12 protein-coding genes are annotated in these 21,472 nt (G+C 67.2%); 8 read left to right on the forward strand and 4 right to left on the reverse strand.

Translation table 11 applies throughout. From position 1 onward, the window contains the following. Positions 1 to 3: 3 nt before the first annotated feature. From DB31_RS41660 to DB31_RS41690, 7 genes are all read left to right on the forward strand, one after another. Positions 4 to 948, forward strand: a complete 945-nt coding sequence (locus DB31_RS41660; protein WP_044198844.1) for an ABC transporter permease — start codon at positions 4 to 6, stop codon at positions 946 to 948. Beyond that, positions 938 to 1,909 (forward strand): ABC transporter ATP-binding protein, encoded by a 972-nt coding sequence (locus tag DB31_RS41665; protein WP_044198846.1) that lies wholly within the window; start codon positions 938 to 940, stop codon positions 1,907 to 1,909. The genes DB31_RS41660 and DB31_RS41665 overlap by 11 nt, the downstream gene beginning before the upstream one ends. Beyond that, entirely contained in the window at positions 1,906 to 2,976 is a 1,071-nt protein-coding gene (locus tag DB31_RS41670; protein ID WP_044198847.1) for an ABC transporter ATP-binding protein, read from the forward strand. The genes DB31_RS41665 and DB31_RS41670 overlap by 4 nt, the downstream gene beginning before the upstream one ends. Beyond that, positions 2,973 to 4,349, forward strand: coding sequence for a GH1 family beta-glucosidase (locus tag DB31_RS41675; RefSeq protein ID WP_044198849.1), 1,377 nt, complete (start codon positions 2,973 to 2,975; stop codon positions 4,347 to 4,349). Before DB31_RS41670 ends, DB31_RS41675 begins: the two co-directional genes overlap by 4 nt. A gap of 33 nt (positions 4,350 to 4,382) precedes the next feature. Next, positions 4,383 to 6,692 carry a glycoside hydrolase family 3 C-terminal domain-containing protein gene (locus tag DB31_RS41680; RefSeq protein WP_044198851.1) on the forward strand — a complete coding sequence of 770 codons (2,310 nt, stop codon included), beginning with the start codon at positions 4,383 to 4,385 and terminating at the stop codon, positions 6,690 to 6,692. Positions 6,693 to 7,084: 392 nt separating this feature from the next. Continuing rightward, positions 7,085 to 9,553 carry a discoidin domain-containing protein gene (locus DB31_RS41685; protein ID WP_420806751.1) on the forward strand — a complete coding sequence of 823 codons (2,469 nt, stop codon included), beginning with the start codon at positions 7,085 to 7,087 and terminating at the stop codon, positions 9,551 to 9,553. A gap of 106 nt (positions 9,554 to 9,659) precedes the next feature. After that, positions 9,660 to 10,880: a glycosyl hydrolase gene (locus DB31_RS41690; protein ID WP_044198853.1), complete on the forward strand. Its 1,221-nt coding sequence runs from the start codon at positions 9,660 to 9,662 to the stop codon at positions 10,878 to 10,880. 95 nt (positions 10,881 to 10,975) lie between these two features. Here the strand turns inward: DB31_RS41690 and DB31_RS41695 are convergent, their stop codons facing one another. From DB31_RS41695 to DB31_RS45785, 4 genes are all read right to left on the reverse strand, one after another. After that, positions 10,976 to 15,325, reverse strand: a complete 4,350-nt coding sequence (locus DB31_RS41695; protein WP_240487226.1) for a discoidin domain-containing protein — start codon at positions 15,323 to 15,325, stop codon at positions 10,976 to 10,978. 220 nt (positions 15,326 to 15,545) lie between these two features. Next, positions 15,546 to 18,035 carry a carbohydrate binding domain-containing protein gene (locus tag DB31_RS41700; RefSeq protein WP_044198855.1) on the reverse strand — a complete coding sequence of 830 codons (2,490 nt, stop codon included), beginning with the start codon at positions 18,033 to 18,035 and terminating at the stop codon, positions 15,546 to 15,548. 252 nt (positions 18,036 to 18,287) lie between these two features. After that, positions 18,288 to 19,154: a sugar phosphate isomerase/epimerase family protein gene (locus DB31_RS49840; RefSeq protein ID WP_044198856.1), complete on the reverse strand. Its 867-nt coding sequence runs from the start codon at positions 19,152 to 19,154 to the stop codon at positions 18,288 to 18,290. Continuing rightward, positions 19,151 to 20,536 carry a serine/threonine-protein kinase gene (locus DB31_RS45785; protein WP_052420665.1) on the reverse strand — a complete coding sequence of 462 codons (1,386 nt, stop codon included), beginning with the start codon at positions 20,534 to 20,536 and terminating at the stop codon, positions 19,151 to 19,153. Before DB31_RS45785 ends, DB31_RS49840 begins: the two co-directional genes overlap by 4 nt. A 157-nt stretch (positions 20,537 to 20,693) precedes the next feature. Between DB31_RS45785 and DB31_RS41715 the strand changes: the two genes are divergently transcribed. Then, entirely contained in the window at positions 20,694 to 21,413 is a 720-nt protein-coding gene (locus DB31_RS41715; protein WP_044198857.1) for a glycosyltransferase family 2 protein, read from the forward strand. The last annotated feature ends 59 nt before the right edge of the window (positions 21,414 to 21,472 follow it).

Raw genomic sequence — 21,472 nt, forward strand, 5'->3', positions numbered from 1 at the left:
GGCATGTCATTGACGACTCAGGCCAAGAAGCAGCGCGTGGGGTTCATCTGGCAGCTCCTCGATAACCGCAAGGCCTCGGCCGGAGCAGCGCTGCTGCTCTTCTTCGTGTTGATGGCGATCTGCGGGCCGTCGCTGGTGTCAGTGGACCCGGCCGCCTTCGTGGGCCCGCCGCACCAGCCGCCCTCATCCGAGTATCTCTTCGGCACCACCGGGCAGGGGCAAGACGTGCTCGCGCAGACGATCGCGGGGGCCCGCACATCACTCGTGGTGGGGTTCGTGACGGGCTTCGCCGTCATGGCGATTGGCGCGCTCGTGGGCATGGCCGCCGGCTTCTTGGGCGGCTGGGTCGACAGCCTCCTGTCGTTCATCACCAACGTGTTCCTCATCATCCCCGGGCTGCCCATGGCCGTGGTGATCGCCGCGTACCTCCACCCGGGACCGGTCACCATCGGCGTGGTGCTGGTCATCACCGGGTGGGCGTGGAACGCGCGCCTGCTGCGCGCGCAGATCCTCTCGCTGCGGGAGAAGGACTTCGTGCTGGCCTCCATCGTGAGCGGCGAGGGGCGCTTCCGGATCATCTTCCGGGAGATTCTCCCCAACATGACGTCGCTCCTGATGAGCGGCTTCATCTCCGCGACGGTCTACGCGATTGGCGCCCAGGTGGGGCTCGAATTCCTGGGCATTGGCGATGTCAGCGTGGTCACCTGGGGCACGAACCTGTACTGGGCCGCCAATGACGCGGCCCTGCTGACGGGAGCGTGGTGGACCGTGGTCCCCACGGGCCTGTGCGTCGCGCTCATCGGGTTCTCGCTCGTGCTCATCAACTTCGCCATCGACGAGATCACCAATCCGAGGCTGCGATCGGAGCGGAGCTGGACGCGGCTCCTCAAGACCCATGACCTGGAGGGGGGCCTGACGACCCCCGTGGTGAGGAGCCATGGACATTAAGCCCAAGACGTTGCTCTCGGTGCGGGATCTCCGGGTCGAGTACCTGACGCCCACGGGCCCCGTGTGCGCCGTGGATGGCGTCTCGTTCGACATCGGCAAGGGCGAGGTGCTGGGGCTCGCCGGAGAGTCCGGCAGCGGCAAGTCGACCGTGGCCCAGGCCCTCCTCCGGATCCTCCGCCCGCCCGCGGTCATCACCGGCGGGCAGGTGCTCTTCGAGGGTGAGGACATCCTGGACATGAGCGAGGCGCGGCTGCGGGAGCTGCGCTGGCGCAAGGTGTCGCTCGTCTTCCAGAGCGCGATGAACTCTCTCAACCCCATCCTCACGGTGGGGGAGCAGATCGTGGACGCCATCCTGGCGCACCAGCAAGTGAAGCGCTCCGAGGCCGTCGACCGGGCCGTCTCCCTGCTGAAGCTCGTGGGCATCGACAGCGCGCGGCTCACGAGCTACCCGCACCAGCTCTCGGGCGGCATGCGGCAGCGCGTGGTGATTGCCATCGCTCTGGCGCTCGAGCCGCCGCTGATGCTGATGGACGAGCCCACCACGGCCCTCGACGTGGTGGTGCAGAAGGAGATCCTCCACCAGGTCGCGGAGCTCAAGAACAAGCTGGGGTTCTCGATTCTCTTCATCACGCACGACCTGTCGCTGATCCTCGAGTTCTCCACGCGCATCGCGGTCCTCTACGCCGGCAAGCTCGTGGAGATGGCACCTTCCCGGCAGCTCTACGACTCGCCCCGCCACCCGTACACGCAGGGGCTGCTGGGCTCGGTGCCCTCGGTTCGAGGCCCGCGCCGGAAGCTCGTGGGCATTCCTGGCTCGCCCCCGGACATGCGCAAGCTGCCCGCGGGGTGCCGTTTCCATCCCCGGTGCCCTTCCGCCACGAGCCGCTGCAAGGAAGACGTGCCCCTGCTGCGTGAGCTGGGGCCTGGCCACATCGAAGCCTGTCACCTGAACTCCCCATGACGACCCCCGACCGGCAGGGCGAAGCCATCCTCGAGGCGCAGGGCCTCAGCAAATACTTCCAGGTCGGTGGGGGCTTCTTCAGGACGAAGCAGCTGCGAGCCCTCCATGAAGTCTCTTTTGCGCTGGGGCAGCGGCAGGTGGTCGCGCTCGTCGGCGAGTCCGGCAGCGGCAAGAGCACGATCGCGCGGGTGCTCGTGCGGCTGTTCGAGCCGTCCTCCGGGAAGATCCTCTTCCGGGGTCGGGACGTCCTCCAGGAGGAGCCTCGGCAGGCTTCGCTCGCCTACCGGTCGCAGGTGCAGATGATCTTCCAGGATCCGTTCGGTTCGCTGAACCCGGTCCACACCATCGGCAACCACCTGGAGAGGCCCCTGCTCCTCCACGGGAAAGCCAAGGGCGCCGGCGAGCTCAAAGACCGCGTGGCGGAGTTGCTCGAGACCGTGGAGCTGAAGCCAGGCGCCGAGATCGCGACCCGCTACCCTCACCAGCTCTCGGGCGGGCAGAGGCAGCGCGTGGCGATTGCCCGGGCGCTGGCGCCGGGCCCCTCCGTCATCCTGGCGGATGAGCCGATCTCCATGCTCGACGTGTCGATCCGCGTCGGCGTGCTGAACCTGATGGAGCGCCTCAAGGAGGAGCACGGCATCTCCTATCTGTACATCACGCATGACATCGCCAGCGCGCGCTACTTCGCGGACCGGACGATGGTGATGTACGCGGGCCACATCGTAGAGGGTGCGCCGAGCGAGGAGCTGATGCAGCAGCCCGCGCACCCCTACACGCAGCTCCTGCTCTCCGCGGTGCCGGATCCGAACGGCTCGATGACGACCGAGCTGAAGGCGAAGTCCGGCGCGCCCAAGCTGATCGATCCGCCGCCCGGCTGCCCGTTCGCCGACCGGTGCCCGAACGCCATGCCCGTGTGCCGCCGGGAGATGCCGGGTACGACTCAGCTCGGCAAGGACCGCTGGGTGCGGTGCCACCTGTACGGGCTGGGCGCGGCATCCTTGCCTCTGGGAACGTCCGAGCTGAGCGCCATGGCCGCCAAGAGCGCGGTCCAGGGGGCAGCCTCATGAGCGGGCTCATCCACTTCCCCCTCGGGTTCGCCTGGGGAGCCGCCACCTCCTCCTACCAGATCGAAGGCGCGGCCCTGGAGGATGGACGCGGTGAGTCCATCTGGGACCGCTTCTCGAAGACGCCGGGCAAGGTGGAGGACGGGACGAACGGCGATGTCGCCTGCGACCACTACCACCGCTTCCGCGAAGACGTCGCGCTGATGAAGCGCCTGGGCATCAAGCACTACCGCTTCTCGGTGGCGTGGCCCCGCATCCTCCCCACGGGGCGTCAGAAGGTGAATCAGGCCGGCTTGGACTTCTATGGCCGCCTGGTGGACACACTGCTCGAGGCGGGCATCGAGCCCTACGCGACGCTGTACCACTGGGACCTGCCCCAGGTGCTCCAGGATGAGGGCGGCTGGGCCCGGCGGCCCGTCGTCGAGGCGTTCGTCGAGTACTCGCGCATCGTCGCGCGCGCCCTCGGCGACCGCGTCAAGAAGTGGATCACCCACAACGAGCCCTGGTGCACGAGCATGCTCGGCTATCAGGAGGGCCGCCACGCGCCTGGGCTGAAGGACTGGAGCGCGGCGCTCGCCGCGAGCCATCACGTGCTCTTGTCGCACGGGCTCGCCGTCCCCGTCATCCGCTCGGAGAGCCCGGGAGCCGAGGTGGGCATCACCCTGAACCTGACGCCCGCCGAGCCCGCGTCGCCCAGCGCGGCGGACCACGACGCGTCCCGGCACTTCGACGGCTTCTTCAACCGCTGGTTCCTCGACCCCGTGTTCGGGCGCCACTACCCGGCCGACATGGTCGCCGACTACATCGCGGCGGGACACCTGCCGCCCGAGGGGCTCACCTTCGTTCAGCCCGGGGACCTCGAGGCCATCGCGGCGAAGTGCGACTTCCTGGGCATCAACTACTACTCGCGCGCGGTCCTCCGGAACGGCAAGGTGCCGGAGGAGAAGAACGAGCCCCGCACGGTGCACGTTGCGCCCGAGCGGGAGTGGACCGACATGGGCTGGGAGGTCCACTCCGATGGCCTCCGGGAGCTCCTGCTGCGGATCCACCTCGATTACCGGCCACGGAAGATCTACGTGACGGAGAACGGGGCGAGCTACGCGACCCCTCCCAATGCGGAGGGACGGGTGCCGGATGAGCAGCGGCTCACGTTCCTGCGAGACCACTTCCTCGCGGCCCGCCGCGCGATGGACGGGGGCGTCCCGTTGGCCGGCTACTTCGTGTGGTCGCTCATGGACAACTTCGAGTGGGACCGCGGCTACTCCCAGCGGTTCGGTATCGTGTGGGTGGATTACCGGACCCAGCAGCGCATCGCCAAAGACAGCGCGCTCTGGTACCAGCGCGTCATCAGCGAGAATGCGGTGCCGGTGCCCTGAGCCCGGCCCGCCGCCCACACGAGGACCTCTGACATGTCCGAACAGTCCAAAGACCACAACGCACGAGCGCGGGAGCTGGTGTCTCAGATGACGCTGGAGGAGAAGGCGCTGCTCCTGTCTGGCAATGGCGCGTGGAGGACCCACGCGATCGAGCGGCTGGGCCTGCCCTCCATCTTCATGGCGGATGGTCCTCACGGGCTCCGGAAGTCGCTGGGAGCCAGCGTCGCGGAGAGCGTCCCCGCGACCTGCTTCCCCACGGGCTCCGCGCTGGCCTCCTCCTGGGACACGGAGCTGGTCCGGCAGGTGGGCGCCGCCCTGGCCAAGGAGTGCCAGGCCAACGACGTGCAGCTGGTGCTGGGACCGGGCATCAACATGAAGCGCTCTCCCCTGGGCGGGCGCAACTTCGAGTACTTCTCCGAGGACCCCGTGCTGACGGGCCACCTGGCGGCGGCCTACATCCAGGGCGTCCAGGGCGAGGGCGTGGGCACCTCCCTCAAGCACTTCGCGGTGAACAACCAGGAGTTCGAGAGGATGATGAGCGACTCCATCCTCGACGAGCGCACGCTGCGAGAGATCTACCTGCCGGCCTTCGAGATCGCCGTCACCCAGGCCCAGCCCTGGTCGGTGATGTGCTCGTACAACAAGGTGAATGGGGTCTACGCCTCCGAGAACCCCTTCCTGCTGGAGGACATCCTCCGCAAGGAGTGGGGCTTCGAGGGCTTCGTCGTGTCGGACTGGGGCGCCGTGCACGATCGCGTGAAGGGCGTCCTGTCGGGGCTGAACCTGGAGATGCCCGGCAGCGGTGACGTCAATCGCAAGAAGATCATCGAGGCCGCTCAAGCGGGACAGCTGCCCATCTCACGTCTGGACGAGGTGGTGACGTCGCTGGTCGCCGTGGTGCTCAAGGCCTCGGAGCACCGCCGGTCTGGGGCTCGCGCCGACCTCAACCAGCACCACGCCCTGGCGAGGCGGGTGGCGGGCGAGAGCGTCATCCTCCTGAAGAACGAGGATCACCTCCTGCCCCTGAACGTGAGCGCGAAGAAGAAGATCGCCGTGATTGGCGCCTTCGCCAAGGAGCCTCGCTACCAGGGCGCGGGCAGCTCGCAGGTGAACCCGACCCGCATCTCCAATGCCTATGACGAGCTGGCGGCCATCCTGGGTGGGAGCGAGCGCCTCAGCTACGCGAGCGGCTACGACGTGGAGGGCGAGACCACCGCGCAGCTGCTCGACGAGGCGCGGCAGCAGGCGCGCGATGCGGACGTGGCCATCGTCTTCGCCGGGCTGCCGGACAGCCACGAGTCCGAGGGCTTCGACCGCTCCAGCCTGGAGATGCCCGAGGGGCACAACCGGCTGATCGATGTGGTGACCCAGGCCCAGCCCAACACAGTGGTGGTGTTGATGAACGGCTCCGCCGTCACCCTGCCCTGGGTGAACCGGGTGAAGGCCATTCTGGAGAGCTATCTGACGGGCCAGGCGGGCGGAGGCGCCATCGCCGACATCCTGACCGGCCGGATCAACCCCTCGGCGAAGCTGGCGGAGACCTTCCCCCAGCGGCTGCAGGACACGCCCACCGCCACCGAGTTCCCTGGTCTCAACCAGAAGGCCCACTACGGCGAAGGCGTCTTCATCGGCTACCGGTACTACGACAAGAAGGACCTCGAGCCGCTGTTCCCGTTCGGCTTTGGGCTGAGCTACACCACGTTCGCCTACTCGGACCTGACCCTCGGCGCCGCGTCCATCAAGGACACTGGCAGCCTGACCGTGCAGCTGAAGGTGAAGAACACGGGCAAGCTCGCGGGCAAGGAAGTCGTCCAGCTCTACGTCCGCGAGGAGAAGCCCGCGGTCAGCCGCCCGGAGAAGGAGCTTAAGGCCTTCGCCAAGGTGTCGCTCGAGCCCGGCGAGGAGAAGACGGTCAGCTTCACGCTGAAGCCCCGGGACTTCGCCTCCTTCGACGCCGCGCTCCGCCGCTGGTCCGTCAACCCGGGCCGGTTCGAGATCCTCGCCGGCAGCTCCTCCCGGGACCTGCCCCTGCGAAAGCAGGTCCAGGTGGAAGCGACCCAGGTGACCTTCCCCAAGCTGACGCGCGAGTCCATGGTGAAGGAGTTCAAGAATCACCCCAAGGGCGAGGCGTTCTACTCGCGGCTGGCCAAGGTCATCATGGGCGAGCCGTCCCCGGACGCGGGCCAGGTGAAGCGCACACCCCAGGAAGAGCGCGCCCGGAAGAAGGCCGATCTGTCGACGCTCGTGTTCGTCAATGACATGCCCGTCTACAAGCTGGTGAACTTCTCCGAGGGCAAGTTCACCGAGCAGATGCTGAACGACATCCTGGCTCAAGTTCAGTAGGCCAAGCCCTGCCCACCTGAAAGCGCATTCATGAATCAGGCGGGTTTGCGGGCCCCAACAAGGCCTGCTGTGTCTCATTGCGTCATTTGACGCATAAAGCCATACAACTCTTAGCGGAAATTGAGAGCGCCACTGTCGCGCTCTCAACGCTTTTGCGCTCGTGGCATGAAAACGCCGAGATTTTTGAAAGCGCTCTCAAAAATTGCTTTACTCTCCGAGTAATCGGCTCTACATATGTATTTAGGGTGCCCGGTGTTTCCAAAGGCAGACGGGCGCCTCTGACGCAACGCACCACAATCTGAGCCTCAGCCGACGCGGAGCTCCCAAGAGTCCTGGGAGCCAACGGGATGCGTGCGCCTTTCGTTCACGGGAGGAAAACAATGATCAGGAAAATGGCATCAACGGTCTCCGCGTTGGCTACCGCGGCAACGTTGTGTTCGACGTATCCGAGCACGGCTCATGCGGTACCGGTCTCCGAGGCGACCACGACGATCTTCGGTCCGAAGGTCTATGTCTTTGACCCGACCATGCCGGCGGCGGACATCCAATCCGCCGCCACCTCCATCTTCACGCAGCTGGAGGCCGCCGAGTTCAGCACCCAGCGCTATGCGCTGCTCTTCAAGCCGGGCACATACAACGTCACCTTCAACGTCGGCTTCTACACGCACGTCGCGGGCCTGGGACAGCACCCCGACAACGTGACCATCAACGGCGGCGTGAACGTCAACGCCGACTGGGACAACGGCAACGCCACCCGCAACTTCTGGCGCGCCATCGAGAACCTGTCGGTCACCCCCACGGGCGGCACGACGCAGATCGCCGTCTCCCAGGCCGCGCCGCTCCGCCGCCTGCACGTCCGTGGCGAGCTCCACCTGTTCGACTTTGACTCGAACTGGAATGCCGGCTGGGCCAGCGGTGGCTTCCTGGCGGACTCCGTCGTCGATGGCCTGGTCGTCCCGGCCTCGCAGCAGCAGTGGTTCTCGCGCAACAGCAGCTGGGGTGGCTGGAACAACGCCGTGTGGAACATGGTGTTCGTGGGCAGCCTCAACACGCCCTCGGCCGCCACCTTCCCGGAGCCGCCCTACACGGTCGTCCCCCAGACGCCGATCATCCGCGAGAAGCCCTACCTCTACATCAGCAACGCCGGCACCTATAACGTCTTCGTCCCGGCGCTCCAGACGAACACCCAGGGCGTCAGCTGGTCCGCGGGCAACACGCCGGGCACGTCCATCTCGATCGATCAGTTCTACATCGCTCGCCCGGAGACGGCCACGGCCGCCACCCTCAACACGGCGCTGAGCCAGGGCAAGCACCTGCTGTTCACCCCCGGCATCTACCAGCTCAACGACACCATCCAGGTGAACAACCCCAACACCGTCGTCCTGGGCATTGGCCTGGCCACCCTGATCCCCACCACTGGGAAGGCGGCCCTGGCGGTCGCCGACGTGGATGGCGTGAAGATCGCGGGGCTGACGTTCGATGCCGGTCCGGTGAACTCTCCCAGCGTTCTCGAGGTCGGCCCCACGGGCAGCTCGGCCAACCACTCGGCCAACCCGACCTCCTTGCATGACATCACGGTGCGCATCGGTGGCGGGACCAACGGCAAGTGCGATGTCGGTATCAAGATCAACAGCAACCACGTCATCGGCGACCACTTCTGGCTGTGGCGCGCGGACCACGGGGCGGGCGCGGCCTGGACGTCCAACGTCTCCAAGAACGGCCTGATCGTGAACGGCGCCAACGTGACGCTGTATGGCCTCTTCAACGAGCACCACAACGAGTACCAGACGGTGTGGAACGGCAACGGGGGCCGCCTCTACTTCTACCAGTCCGAGATCCCCTACGACGTCCCCAACCAGGCGTCGTGGATGAGCCGCAGCGGCACGGTGAACGGCTACGCCTCGTACAAGATCGCGGACACGGTGAGCACGCACGAGGCCTGGGGCATGGGTGTGTACTCCTACTTCCGGGACGCGGCCGTGAAGCTGAACAGCGCCATCGAGGCCCCCAACGCCTCGGGCGTGAAGATCCACCACATGACGACCATCTGGCTGAACGGCATCGCCGGCAGCGAGATCACCCACCTGGTCAACAACACCGGTGGCCGCGTCTATGCCAACACCCCCGCCGAGGCCATGCGGCAGACCGTCTCCGAGTACCAGGGCAGCGCCGCGACCGACACCCAGGCGCCGACCGCTCCTTCGGGCCTGACGGCTACCGCCGTGTCGAGCAGCCAGATCAACCTGAGCTGGAGCGCCTCGACGGACAACGTGGGCGTCACGGGCTACGACGTCTTCCGCTCCGGTACGTTGATTGCCTCGACGGTGGGGACTTCGTACAGCAACACGGGGCTGGCGGCCTCGACGGTGTACAGCTACACGGTCAAGGCCAAGGATGCGGCGGGCAACGTCTCGGCCGCCAGCAACACCGCCAGCGCCACCACCCAGTCGGGCGGCGGCGGCACGGGCGCGGCGCTCTCGCGCACGGGCTGGACAGCTTCTTCCACGCCGTCGAGCGGCGAGCCCGCGTCGAACCTGCTGGATGGCAGCATGGCCACGCGCTGGACCACGGGCTCGCCGATGGCCGCTGGCCAGGCGCTCATCGTCGACATGCAGGCGGTGAAGTCCTTCAACAAGATCGTCATGGACTCCACCGGCAGCGACGGGGATTACGCCCGTGGCTATGAGGTGTACGTGTCGAATGACGGGAGCACCTGGGGCAGCGTGGTCGCCAGCGGCACGGGCACCGGGCCGGTCATCACCGTGACCTTCTCGGCGCGCAACGCCCGCTACATCCGGGTGGTGCAGACCGGCTCGAACTCGTCGTGGTGGTCGATGCGCGAGTTCAACGTGTACTTCTAGAGCAACGTCTCCGCAGCACGCCGTAACACAGCAGTAGACCGAGGGCCGGGTGTGGCAATGGATCGCCACCCCGGCCCTTTTTCATTCGCTGAACGAGGGCCGTGACATGAAAAGACTGGGAATCTTCATCCTGTTGTTTGCCGCGTTCCATGCCGCCGAGGCGCAGACCAAGAGCCCCAAGCGGGGCCTGGGCTACGGGTACCACTCAGCGCAAGACATGCAGGCGCTCTCCCGAGGCATGAGCTGGTGGTACAACTGGTCTCCCACGCCCGAGGCGGGAGCTGCGGGCGTCTACCAGTCGGCGGGGGTGGCCTTTGTCCCCATGGTCTGGGGCGGCACCCCGAATGCCGACCAACTGGCGGCCTCCATCCCTGCGGGCACGCAGTACCTGCTGGGCTTCAATGAGCCCAATTTCCGGAGCCAGGCCAACATGACGCCGAGCCGGGCCGCGCAGCTGTGGCCCATTTTGGAAGACGTCGCCCGGCGCAAGGGCCTGAAGCTGGTGGCCCCCGCAGTGAACTACTGCGGCGACTGCGTCTCGGAGGGAGGCGTCACCTTCTCCGATCCCGTCACCTACCTGGATGCGTTCTTCGCCGCCTGCCCGAGCTGCCAGGTCGATTACATCGCGGTCCACTGGTACGCGTGCGACCTCGGGGCGCTCCAGTGGTACATCGGGCTCTTCAAGAAGTACAACAAGCCCATCTGGCTCACCGAGTTCGCGTGCGGAGACCGCCCGCACGATCAGATCACCCTGGCGCTCCAGAAGCAGTACATGACGGACGCGGTGAACTACCTGGAGAACGAGCCCGCTGTCTTCCGCTACGCCTGGTTCTCCGGCCGCAACAACGAGATCCCCAACATCAACCTCTTGGGGAACTCCGGGCAGCTCACGGAGCTGGGGCAGCTCTATGTCAGCCTGCCGTTCGCAGGCACCTCGAGCGGCCGCCTGACGCCGGTCTCGGCGGTCTCCTCCTCCAGTGAGAGCAACGGCACGCTCCCGGGCAATGCCATTGACGGGAACCTGAGCACGCGGTGGAGCAGCACTTTCTCTGATCCGCAGTACCTCCTGCTGGACTTCGGCTCCACCAAGAGCTTCTCGCGCGTGAAGCTGACCTGGGAGGCCGCCTACGGCAAGGACTACCAGATCCAGGTCTCCAACAACCTCTCCTCGTGGACCTCGATCAAATCGGTCGTCAACGGGGATGGTGGTGTGGATGACCTCACCGGGCTGTCCGGCTCTGGCCGGTACCTGCGGATCTACGGGACCCGCCGGGCCACGGGCTACGGCTACTCCCTCTATGAAGTGGAGGTGTACGGCACTCCGTAAGTGAAGCCCGGAGAGTCAGAGGGACCCCTGAAAACACCGCGGCCGGCTCCTCGTGAGAGGGGCCGGCCGCTTTCTTCCTGCTGCTGTTGCCCGGGCTACTTCGTGAAGGTGAGCGGCCCGCTAGACAGCGTGGTGTTGCCCGCGCCGTCCACCGCACGCACCCGCCAGGTGTGCGAGCCCGTGGCCAGCCCGCTCAGCGAGGTCTGCGCCGTGCCCACGCCGTAGACCTCGAACTCCCACAGCGAGTAGCCGTAGGCGGAGCCACGCTGGACGCCGCGCATCCGCACGTAGCGGCCCACTCCGCTCAGGCCGGTCAGATCATCCGTGCCACCATTGCCCGCGTTCTCCGTGTAGAGCGGCTTCCACGTCACATTGTCCAGCGACGCCTCGAGCACGTACTTGCTGCCGTAGGCGGCCTCCCACTTCAGCACGATGCGCTTGATGGAGTAGACCGCGCCCAGGTCCACCGCCAGGGTCTCCGTGTCCGTGACCAGGCTGGACCACCGCGTGTTGATGTTGCCGTCGAACGCGTCGCTCGGGCTGCCGAACTCGTTGGACGAGGCCGAGGCGTTCTTGCCCAACGCCAGGTTGGCGGTTGGGCTCACCGCGCCGCTGTGCGAGATGGTCGGCGAGCGATCCGTGCCGTCCACGATGAGGACGTACTCGGAGACACCGGCACCCACGTCGCTCGAGTGCTCCCAGATGAACTGCGTGGGGTTGGCAGAGGCCGTGGAGCCCGCGGCCGGAATGAGCGGGGCGAAGGCGGCCGGCGGCGTGGTGTCGTTCATCGTGAAGCTGAACGTGGCCGACTGGGTGACGCCGTTGGCCCAGTTGAAGGCCTTCACGTACCAGGTGTGCGCTCCGTTGGTGAGGCGCACCCCATCCAGCGGGGAGGAGGTGGTCTTGGTGGTTGCCACCGGGTACGGCGTGCCGTCCAGGAAGACCTCGTAGCGCTGGATGCCCGTCTGCGCATCCGAGCTCGCCGCCCAAGCGAACGTGGGCCGCGTCGTGAGCGTGGCGCCGTTGGCGGGCGTCTGCAGCGCGAAGGCCGTGGGAGGCGTGGAGTCCGTCAGCCCGAAGCCCTGGATGCCCACGCCGTACTGGAAGAGCGGGTTGCCGTAGATGGGCTGGATGGGCTGGCCCGCGGCGATCCTCTGGCGGATGGTGGTGCGCTCCGCGTCCGTGGCGCCCAGGTCGAAGGGCAGGTCCCACTTCTCCAGCTGGTTGGTCGGCACATCGGTGCCGATCTGGCTCATGGAGCGCGGCAACTGCCAGGGGAGCTGGCCGCGAGGCAGCGCGTCGCCGAACAGAATATCCGCCACTGCGTAGCCACCCATGTCACCGGGACGGTAGGCCACCAGCAGCGCGTTGGTCTGCGGCACCACGTTCGTCAGGATGTAGGGCCGCGGCATGATCAACACCGTCGTCGTCGGGATGCCCCGCGACTTGAAGCCCGTGATGATGTTGTACTGGTCGCTCCACTTCGCGTCGTGCGCGGGGCCAATCGGATCGCCCGGCAGGTAGGGCTTCTCCTTGTCCCACTCCGTGCCGTGCGTGTAGTAGCTCTCGCCCACCACCACGACGGCGGCGTCCGGAGTCACCCCCGCGGGCGCGGCGTCCTTGTAGACGGTCAGGCCAGCGGCCTCGGCGCGGGCCTTGAGGGCCGCGTAGATGGTCGGGTCACCGAACTCGGTGCCGTGGAAGTCCGAGCGCCACGTCACCATGCAGGACTGATCGTCCGCGCGAGGACCGGCGATGACGAGCTTGCCACCGGCGGGCAGGCGCAGCGGCAGCGCCCCGTCGTTCTTGAGCAGCGTCATGGACTCCTGCGAGGCGCGGCGGGCCAGGAACTTGTTGTCGGCCGTGTGCCACGCGGAGGTGCCTGCGGGGCCGCCGCGGTAGGGGTCCTCGAACAGGCCCATGCGGAACTTCAGCTCGATGATGCGGCGGACCGCCTGATCGATCTTGGTCGCGCTGACGTCCGTCTCGAAGGTGCCCATCTGAGAGGGAGTCGCGCCGCCCATCACGTCCGAGCCGGCGGTGGCCGAGCGCACCCAAGCCCCCGAGGGCAGCCAGTCCGAGCAGATGACGCCGTTGTAGCCCAGGTTCGTGCGCAGGTAGTTGATGATGCTGGGGTTGTCACCCGCGCCGTACCCCTCGGGACCGAGCAGGTTGCTGCCGGCGTAGCCGGGCATGATGCCGCTGGTGCCCGCCTCGATGGCCGCGTGCCACGGACGCATGTGGTAGTGGATGGTGGTGCCGTCGTAGACGATGCCGCCCTCACCGCCCGCGCCCTGGCCCGGCCAGTGCTTGGTGGTGACCCAGATGGAGTGCGGATTGACTTCAGGGCCCCCCTGCAGGCCGGCGATGAGAGCGCGCGTGAGGCCCGCGGCCAGATCCGCGTCCTCGCCATTGCCTTCCTGGATGCGCGGGTAGAGCACCTTGGTGCCTACCTCGGCCAGCGGAGACAGCGTGCCGCGGCTGCCCACCGCGAGCTGCTCGCGGCGCTGCATGTCGCCCATCTCCCAGGCGTTCTGCGGGTTGCGCGACGCGGCCAGGCCCGGCTGCGTGGGCCAGCTCGTCTTGAAGCCGTGGATGCTGTCGCCCGCGTCAATCATCGGGATGCCCAGGCGCGTGCCCGCGTTGGCCGTCTGGTAGCTGACGATCTCCTGCGGCGACAGGGGACCCATGGTGAAGCCCGCCAGGGGGAAGAGCTTGGAGTCGTAGAACATCTGCATGGCCTTCTCATGCAGCGTCATCCGGCCCATCAGGTCGTTCACGCGCGTGGCGATGGGGTTGTGCCAGTCCTCGTACGGCTCGATGGTCCCGTTCTTGTTCAGGTCGCGCATGCCGTTGATGAGCGGCACGCCGTCGCTGACCGTCTCCACCGTGGGGAGGTAGACGCTGAAGGTGCGCAGATCCGAGCGGCTGGTGCTCCCGCTGGACAGCTGCGCCACGACGTACCACTTGTACGTCCACCGATCGACCAGGTCCTGCGTGAGGGCGAAGGAGGTGCCGGTGGTGGTGCCCACCTCCGTGAAGCGGTCGAGCAGGTTGCCCGCGGCCATCCAGTTGTAGTCGTTGCGCGTGATGTTGACGTAGAGCTTGTAGCTGGTGGCGCCCGTGACGGCGGCCCAGGTGAAGGTCGGCCGACGGGTGTTGGTGATCATCGCGCCGTTGGCCGGAGCCGTGACGGCGAACGCGCCCGCCACCGCGGGCGGCGCCGGAGCCACGTACGGGTCCGGGATGATGGGACCGCCAGGGTTAGGCGTCGTGGTGCCCGTGGAGAAGATCTCCACCTGCCACTGCGCGTCCTGGACCGCGAGCCCCGTCACGGACTGCGCGCGCTGCGTACCCGAGGACGTGGTGACGACCAGCCGGATGTCCGTGTTGGGCTCGGTGGGCGAGAACTGGTTCTTGGACATCGTCACCGTGGTGTTGGGCGGGAACGTCAGCAGGTAGGTGAAAGGCCCCGGCGGGTTGCGCACGGACGGCGTCGCGAAGCCCTCCTCGGGCACGGGCGTCACGTTGAGCGGCGTGGGGCTGACGTTGATCTTCGCGTAGGCGAGCTCCGGGAACATCAGCTTGATGGTCTGGTTGGTCGTCTGCGTCGGGGGCGGCGTGGTGCCACCAGGTCCGTAGACCTCGAAGGCCCACAGCGAGTAACCGTAGCCGGTGCCGCGCTCGGTGCCGCGCATGCGCACATAGCGCGCGGTGCCGGAGACGGTGATCTCCTTGATGCCCGCCGCGCCGTTGGTGACGGTGGCCAGGGTCGTCCAGTTCGCGTCATCGTTGGAGCCGTCGATGGTGTACGTCTTGGCGTAGGCGCCCTCCCAGTTGAGGACCACCTTGCCAATCTGCTGAGCCGAGCCCAGGTCCACGCGGATCCACTGCGGATCCGCCACGGCCGAGGACCAGCGGGTGCCCGCGTTGTTATCGAATGCATAGGTGGGCCCCAGGCCCGGGTCATTGTTCTGGATGCTCGAAGCCGTCGCGGGCCTGCCACGGGCGAGATCCGTCGTGCTGGTGCCGGCGCTGCCGTAGATCTCGAACTCCCACAGCGAGTACCCGTACGCCGTGTTCCGCAGCACTCCGAGCATGCGGACATAGCGGCCGCTGCCCGCCACGGTCAGGTCATCAATCTCACCGTCGCCATTGGTCACCGAGATGAGATCCGACCACGTGGCCGCGTCGTTGGACGTCTGGATCTTGTAGCTCCGGCCGTAGGCGGTCTCCCAACTCAGCTTCACGCGGGTGATCGTCGTGGCCGTGCCCAGGTCGACGTAGATCCACTGGTTGTCGGTGAAGCCGCTGCTCCACCGCGTCCCCGGATCGCCATCCACGGCGGAGGTGCCGATGAACACGCCATCCGAGGAGGACACGGTGACAGGTCTGCCGAGGGCGAGGTTGGTCTGAGCCTGTGCGGCCGCGGGGGTGAGTGCCATCAGGCCCAGGAAGCAGGCACACGCCCACCGGATCCAGGCGCTCGTCGAGCGCTGGAGGAGTACGGGTATAGGGTTCATAGCGATTGGGGAGAGGCGAGAGGGTGAAGAAACAGCCAACAGCTTCACAGCAACGACATTGACGACAGCGGAGGGGGCCGCTCTGCGGGCACACCCCTCCCCATCACGTCGCCATGGGGAGGGGTTGCGCGAACCGGACGGCCTACTTCAGATCCAGGTAGTCCACCGAGTAGATCCACCCGTTGGGGTGCGTGAGCCCCGCGAGGCAGAGGGTGCCGGTGCCACTCGCGGAGATCGCGGTGGAGATGTTGGTGAGGTTGGGGCTGCTCCAGCCACCCGTCGCCGTGCTCAGCGTGAGCGTGCCAATCACGGTGCCGTTGAACTTCAGCTGCGCCTGGCCGCTGGGGTACGGAGCGCCCACGTGGGCCGTAGCAGTGGTGAAGCCCGTCATCGTGACGTTGCTCCAGCAGAGGGTGTCCCCGCCCTCGAAGGCGACGACCTTGCTGCCGCTGTCACCGCCCGCCTCGGCGAAGCAGCCCGTCAGCGTGGCGCTCTCCGCCTCCTTGCGCACGGGGGTGGGGGCCGTCCCCACGCACTGGCCCGAGCTGTTGCAGGTGCTGCTCCCGGAGCAGGTGCCGCAGCTACCGCCGCACCCATCGCTGCCACACGTCTTGCCCGAGCAGGACGGCGTGCAAGTGCTCGTCGAGGCGGTGCACTGGCCCCAGGTGGAGCACGTCGTGCCCGAGCGGCATGCGCCGCACGTCCCGCCGCACCCGTCGTTGCCGCACAGCTTGCCCGTGCAGTCCGGCTGGCAGACGTTGGCCGTGGCGCCCAGGTACATGTTGTCCACGTACACCTGGGTGTTGTTGTAGGCGGTGCCGCCCGCGTCGATCTCGAACTTGTAGGTGCCCGCGGCCGTAGGGGTGAAGTTGGGGCCGGTGCACGTAGTCCAGCCGGTGCCCACGTTGCAGTTGAAGGTCGACAGCACGCCCCAGGGCGATGCCGACTGGGCAACCTTGAGGGTGATGGTGCGGGCCACGCTGGACTTCAGGTCCACCTTCCACGCGTAGGTGGTGCCAGCGGAGAGCGGGAAGCCCTCCTGGCGGATCTGCACGCTGTAGGGCTGCGAGCCGCCGTTGTCGACGCGCACCCACTGCACGAAGCCGCGCGTGCCGCCCTCGTTGATGACGTCCGTGAGGCCGCCGCCGCCCTCGAAGAAGAGATCCGTGCGGTGGTAGGTGAAGTCCTCGTTGAAGCCGCAGTTGCGGATGATGTTGTCCGGGTTGCCATCGCCGTTGTTGTCCTGGCACGCGGCGCGCGCGGCCTGCGGATAGCCCGAGTTGCGGTGGTACCAGCGGATGTAGTCCACCTCGAGCTTGGCCTTGTCACCGTGGGCGGCCCAGTCGATGTTCACGCACGAGCCCGGCGTCTCCTGGCACTTGCCGCCCGAGCACGCCGCGCCATTGGCGCACTGCGCGCTGCTGGTGCACGACCGGCCGGACCAGCCCAGGCAGCCCAGCTCACCGCCCACCGCGTTGTTCAGCAGCAGGTACACCGGCTGGCGGAACTCGGTCGCGTTGTCGCCGATGGTGAAGGTGCCCACGGGCGTCCCGCCGTTCTGCGGCAGGTTGTCGATGTAGATCTTGAAGCCGTTCTCATCCCAGAGGAAGCCCCAGGTGTGCCACTGGTGGTAGTCGATCGTCCGGCCCGGCCACTGCACGCGCGCACCGCCCACGTCACCGTCGCACTTGGCGTCTCCGTGGTTGGGCCAGTCGCTGCAAGCGTTCGCCTGCCAGCCGCCGGAAGCCGCCGCCATCTCACCGGCCTCGGGATACTCGCGCCACAGCGCGTTGAAGCCCATGGCCTCGTTCGTGGGGAACAGCGCCGGGTTCTCGCGGATCTGCGAGTACTCCATGATGTCGATCTCGCCCGACATCGGCCAGCCAGAGCTGTCATCCCGGCCACCGTTGGTGATGGCGGTGTTGGCCCCGAGCAGCCAGATGGCCGGCCACATGCCGTTGGGAGGGATGGCGCCCGCGGGCAGGTCCGCGAAGGGCATGCGCGCGCGGAACTCGATGTAGCCGTAGCGGAACTCGACCTTCTCGTCGCTCTTGATGCGGCCCGAGCTGTACGTCGTGCCGTTGCCCGGCGGGTTGGACGCGCCATTGGACGGCGCGCACTCCTCGTGGTCGTACTTGCCGTTGCGGTTCTGATCGTAGACGCAGTAGCCCGTGGCCGCGCAGGTGCCGTTGGTGCCGCACTGGCTGCTGGTGGTGCACTGCTGCCACACCACGCAGTCCAGCCGCTCCTGGCGAGCCAGCAGCGTCAGCTTGCCGTTCTCGACACAGTAGTTCCAGTTGGTGGGGTTGTCCGGACATTCCCGGTTCGTATAGGCCTGCTGCTCATAGTTGACGCCCAGGTTCTCCTTGGTCCAGTTGGCCGTGTTGAGGAAGGACTTGGCCTGGCCCCCGTTCAGCGCGCCTCCGAAGTCGTCATCCCACGTCAGAGTGAACGGCTGACCGGAGATGGTGAGCGTCCTCGAGGCCCCGGGCTCCAGTGGCTCCACGCTCTGAGCAGGCTCGGAGGTCTCGGGGACATCCTCCACGACGCAGCCCACCGCGCCCAGAGCGAAGACCCAGACACTGCAACTCAATAGGGACTGCTTCCAGGACGGCGTTCCGCGTCTGCTCATGTTCTACCCCCAAGCTCGAATTACATTTTCGCTCTAAACTCGTGAAAGCGCTTTCATGGTTTTTACTCTGATTCCTGGTTATGGCAAGCAGAAAGTGCTTGACGCGGCGCACCGTTGGCGGGGGGTGCCCGTCAGATGGCAGACAGAGGGTGCAGAAAGGCCTGTTGGGACAGTGGCTTAGCCCCAGGCGCCCCCCACTCCGCCCTGTCAGGCGGGGAAGGTGAATGCGCTCTCACCCAGCGTGACGGTGGCTTACTTCCCCAGGGTGGCGGCGACCTCACGGGACATCCGGCGCCAGGCCGCGTAGGAGCGGCGGAGGTGCTCCTCTGGGGGATCCTCGAGCCCGTAGGTGTGCAAGAGGAGGGGCCCGGTGTAGCCGGAGCGGATCAGCGGGAGCAGGTAGGTGTTCCGCACGTCGAGATTGCCCCGATCGAGCGGCTGGATCGCCTCCGCCCAGCCGGGAGCGTCCACGTTCTTCGACGCGCCGTTGATGCTTGCGAGCGCCAGCTGGGGCGCGGCGGCGGCGATCACCTGCGCCAGCCGGTCGCGATTGCCGGCCTTGAGCTCGTGACAGAGGTGGAGGGACGCCTTGAGCTCTGGACGGCCCACGGCTTCGATGAGCGCCAGGGCCTCTTCGACGGTCTCGATGGCGTTCTCGTCATGCGGGTACACCACGACGCGAACCCCTCGGGCCGTGGCCATCGTGACGACTTCCCGGACGGCCTCGACCATGGCGTCATTGGGCCCATGGGGTCCGCTCAGGATGAGCCACAGGTCGGCCTCCTGCGAAGCGAGGGAGAGCAGGATCGCATCCAGCTGCTCCCGGCTCCACGGCTGTGCAAACGCGAAGTCGTACAGCACCGCGAACACTCGGAAGCTGCCATCGCGCACCGCTTGCACCGCAGCGAGCTCCTCAAAGTCTTCGGCTCCTGGCCAGTAGAGAGCCGTGCCCTGGTAACCCTGCTCCTGGAGGAGCCTCACTTGCTCTACCGGGGGCCGCGACTCCAACGTGAAGTTGAAGGCGCCAAAGGGGTTTTCGAGTGAGGACTCCGGCGCACCGGAGCATCCCAGCAAGACCGTGAGGAGTGTGGCGACAGCCGTGGTCTTCCCCACCGTCACCGAACCTCCATCGTGTCCGGAAGCGCCGCTCCGCCCCGAGAGTCCTGTTTGACCGGACGCTGCTCCGTGGCACCTCCCGAAGTGGAGGGCGCGAGGATCCACCACGCCGCCACTCCGAGGACGGCCAACAGGAGCACCCCTCCTGCCGCGGCTATCATCCCGCGATGCTGGCGCCAGCGGCTCCGAGGCGGCGGCGCCTCCAGGGCCACGGTGTTGTTGCGCTGTGCCTCCAGGGCCGGGGACATGCGGACGGCAGGCATCTCCGGCAGCGAAGTGGGGCCCAGCTCCGCCATCACGGGCGCAGCCACCGTGCCGGCCAGAGACAGCGTCTCGGTGACCGTCTTCCCCTGCGTCCCCTCCATGGAGCGGTTCAGCGTCAGCGGCCGGACAGGCTCGGTGGCCACGCTGTTGGAGGTGGAGCTCATCGCCACCAGCGTGCGCGAGGCGCGCTCCAGCGTCCCGACCACCGAGGAGCATACCCCGGTCACCAGCGCGCCCAGCACCTCGGGGCGCTCCTCGGCGGAGGGCGGGGGCAGCGCCTCGCGGAAGGCGCGCATGGAAGGGAAGCGCTCCTTACGCTCCTTCGCCGTGGCTCGGGAGATGGCATCCACCAGGGCGCGCGGCAGGTCCGGCCGCAGCGTGTCCAGGAACGGCAGCGGATCGTGCTGCAGCGCCTTGAGTGTCTCTGGAGGGTTGGCACGCGCGAACGCCGAGCGGCCCGTGGCCAGATAGAACAGGGTGAGCCCCGCCGCGAACTGATCCACCCGCCAGTCCAGCCGCTGGAAGCGCAGCTGCTCCGGCGACAGGTAGTCCATCTTCCCGCGCACCACGCCCGGCCGCGTCTGCACCGCCGTCGCCTGCACCTTGGCGATGCCGAAGTCGGAGAGCTTCACCTCGCCATTCACGGACACCAGGATGTTGTGCGGCGTCACGTCCCGGTGGATGAGCCCCAGCGGCTTGCCGCGCGGACCGGTGAGGGTATGCGCATAGTGCAGCGCGTCCAGCAGCCCCCGGGCGATGTGGAGGATGAGCGGCGCGCTCAGCGTGCGCTTCTGCTGGGCCAGCAACTGCACCAGCCTCACCAGCGACACGCCATGCACCAGCTCCATGGCGAGGAAGTAGCGCCCCTTCTCCTGACCCAGGTCGAGGATCTGGACGATGTTGGGGTGGTTCATCCGCGCGCACAGGCGCGCCTCGTCCAGGAACATCTTCACCACCGACGGCTCCTCGACGAGGTGCGGCAGCAGCAGCTTGAGGGCCAGCGGCTTCTCCAGGCCGTCCGGGCCGCGCTGCACCGCGACAAACACCTCCCCCATCCCCCCGGTGGCGAGCTTCTCGCCCAGGAGGTACCGCCCCAGAGAAGTGCCCGTCTCGTTCTTCATCGCGGGTGTCGACTGTATATCGCGCGTTCTGCCCCCCTACACCTGTCCTGGGTCGGGGACACCTTCCTGTTTCCGGGGGGTTACGGCGCTCCCGCGGGCCCGCTCCGTGTTTTCATCGCCCCAGGGGCGCCGAAATCGGGTAGAGCCCGGCCCCGCAATGCTCGTCTCGCTCGTCATCCCCGTCTACAACGAGGTCTCCACCCTGGCGGAGCTGCTGCGCCGCTGCATCGCGGTAGACTTCCCCAAGGAGCTGGTCATCGTGGACGACTGCTCCCGCGATGGGAGCCGCGAGTTCCTCGAGCAGCTGGCCAGCCAGGGCCTGGAGGTGCTCAACGGCACCCCGAAGAACCGCAACGAAGTGCGCGTGCTCTTCCAGGAGAAGAACCAGGGCAAGGGCGCGGCGCTGCGGCGCGGCTTCTCCGAAGCCACCGGGGACATCATCCTCGTGCAGGACGCGGACCTGGAGTACGACCCGCGCGACATCCCCCGCGTCATCCAGCCCATCCTCGATGGCGAGGCGGACGTCGTCTACGGCAGCCGCTTCACCGGCACGCCCCGCCGGGTGCTCTACTTCTGGCACACGGTGATGAACAACGTGCTCACCACGCTCTCCAATATGACGAGCGGGCTGAACCTCACGGACATGGAGACCTGCTACAAGGCCTTCCGCGCCGAAGTGCTGCGCTCCGTCACCGTGGACGAGGACCGGTTCGGCTTCGAGCCGGAGATCACCTCCAAGGTGGCCCGGGGCAACTGGCGCGTCTACGAGGTGCCCATCAGCTACCACGGGCGCACCTATGAAGAGGGGAAGAAGATCGGCTGGAAGGATGGCGTCCGGGCCCTCTACGTCATCGCCAAGTACACACTGAAGCGCTAACCGCCCGACTTCGGGGCAGGCGCCTGTTCCCCGGCGGACAGGCAGCGCCCTTGGACCTG

Source organism: Hyalangium minutum (assembly GCF_000737315.1).
Classification (GTDB): Bacteria; Myxococcota; Myxococcia; order Myxococcales; family Myxococcaceae; genus Hyalangium; species Hyalangium minutum.

Bases quoted from the DNA above. Each gene is read 5' to 3' on its own strand.
- DB31_RS41660 (WP_044198844.1), top strand. From the start codon at position 4: ATGTCATTGACGACTCAGGCCAAGAAGCAGCGCGTGGGGTTCATCTGG.
- DB31_RS41665 (WP_044198846.1), top strand. From the start codon at position 938: ATGGACATTAAGCCCAAGACGTTGCTCTCGGTGCGGGATCTCCGGGTC.
- DB31_RS41670 (WP_044198847.1), top strand. From the start codon at position 1,906: ATGACGACCCCCGACCGGCAGGGCGAAGCCATCCTCGAGGCGCAGGGC.
- DB31_RS41675 (WP_044198849.1), top strand. From the start codon at position 2,973: ATGAGCGGGCTCATCCACTTCCCCCTCGGGTTCGCCTGGGGAGCCGCC.
- DB31_RS41680 (WP_044198851.1), top strand. From the start codon at position 4,383: ATGTCCGAACAGTCCAAAGACCACAACGCACGAGCGCGGGAGCTGGTG.
- DB31_RS41685 (WP_420806751.1), top strand. From the start codon at position 7,085: ATGGCATCAACGGTCTCCGCGTTGGCTACCGCGGCAACGTTGTGTTCG.
- DB31_RS41690 (WP_044198853.1), top strand. From the start codon at position 9,660: ATGAAAAGACTGGGAATCTTCATCCTGTTGTTTGCCGCGTTCCATGCC.
- DB31_RS41695 (WP_240487226.1), bottom strand. From the start codon at position 15,325: ATGGCACTCACCCCCGCGGCCGCACAGGCTCAGACCAACCTCGCCCTC.
- DB31_RS41700 (WP_044198855.1), bottom strand. From the start codon at position 18,035: ATGAGCAGACGCGGAACGCCGTCCTGGAAGCAGTCCCTATTGAGTTGC.
- DB31_RS45785 (WP_052420665.1), bottom strand. From the start codon at position 20,536: ATGAAGAACGAGACGGGCACTTCTCTGGGGCGGTACCTCCTGGGCGAG.
- DB31_RS41715 (WP_044198857.1), top strand. From the start codon at position 20,694: ATGCTCGTCTCGCTCGTCATCCCCGTCTACAACGAGGTCTCCACCCTG.